Genomic DNA, 1,555 nt, shown 5'->3' on the forward strand with positions numbered 1-1,555 from the left:
CGTGAGCAGGAGGTGCTCGCACCCAGCTGGTGGGTGTGTGTGGTCAAGCCCTCGGCCTATTAGTACCGGTCAGCTCCACACCTTGCGGTGCTTCCACTTCCGGCCTATCAACCCGCTGGTCTGGGCGGGGGCCTTACCCGGTTGACCCGGTGAGAGACCTCATCTTGAAGCGAGCTTCCCGCTTAGATGCTTTCAGCGGTTATCCCTGCCGAACGTAGCTAACCAGCAGTGCACCTGGCGGTACAACTGGCACACCAGAGGTTCGTCCGTCCCGGTCCTCTCGTACTAGGGACAGCTCTTCTCAAGTCTCTTACGCGCACGGCGGATAGGGACCGAACTGTCTCACGACGTTCTAAACCCAGCTCGCGTACCGCTTTAATGGGCGAACAGCCCAACCCTTGGGACCTACTCCAGCCCCAGGATGCGACGAGCCGACATCGAGGTGCCAAACCATCCCGTCGATATGGACTCTTGGGGAAGATCAGCCTGTTATCCCCGGGGTACCTTTTATCCGTTGAGCGACACCGCTTCCACATGCCGGTGCCGGGTCACTAGTCCCAGCTTTCGCTCCTGCTCGACCCGTCGGTCTCACAGTCAAGCTCCCTTGTGCACTTGCACTCGACACCTGATTGCCAACCAGGCTGAGGGAACCTTTGGGCGCCTCCGTTACATTTTGGGAGGCAACCGCCCCAGTTAAACTACCCACCTGACACTGTCCCTGATCCGGATCACGGACCGAAGTTAGACATCCAATTCGACCAGAGTGGTATTTCAACGGCGACTCCACGAACACTGGCGTGCCCGCTTCACAGTCTCCCACCTATCCTACACAAGCCGAACCGAACACCAATATCAAGCTATAGTAAAGGTCCCGGGGTCTTTCCGTCCTGCCGCGCGTAACGAGCATCTTTACTCGTAGTGCAATTTCGCCGAGCCTGTGGTTGAGACAGCTGAGAAGTCGTTACGCCATTCGTGCAGGTCGGAACTTACCCGACAAGGAATTTCGCTACCTTAGGATGGTTATAGTTACCACCGCCGTTTACTGGCGCTTGAGTTCTGAGCTTCGCCTTGCGGCTAACCCGTCCCCTTAACGTTCCAGCACCGGGCAGGCGTCAGTCCGTATACATCGTCTTACGACTTCGCACGGACCTGTGTTTTTAGTAAACAGTCGCTTCTCACTGGTCTCTGCGGCCACCCACCGCTACCCGCGCAAGGCGGTTCACAGCAGATGGCCCCCCTTCTCCCGAAGTTACGGGGGCATTTTGCCGAGTTCCTTAACCACAGTTCGCTCGATCGCCTCGGTATTCTCTACCTGACCACCTGAGTTGGTTTGGGGTACGGGCCGCTCGGAACTCGCTAGAGGCTTTTCTCGGCAGCATAGGATCATCCAATTCGCCTCATTCGGCTATGCGTCAGGTCTCACCCTGTATGTCCGACGGATTTGCCTATCGGACGGGCCACACCCTTGCCCCGGTACTACCACTCACCGGTAGGACTACCTTCCTGCGTCACCCCATCGCTTGCCTACTACCAGTCCGGGTCCCGCGCTAGAACC

Annotated in this window: 1 rRNA gene (cut by a window edge); it reads right to left on the reverse strand. The window is 57.9% G+C overall.

The features are described 5' to 3' along the window. Positions 1-39 precede the first annotated feature (39 nt). Positions 40-1,555, reverse strand: a 23S ribosomal RNA gene (locus tag A6V29_RS22100) (it continues 1,500 nt past the right edge of the window).

The sequence above is a fragment of the Blastococcus sp. CCUG 61487 genome (genome assembly GCF_005222955.1).
GTDB lineage: Bacteria > Actinomycetota > Actinomycetes > Mycobacteriales > Geodermatophilaceae > Blastococcus.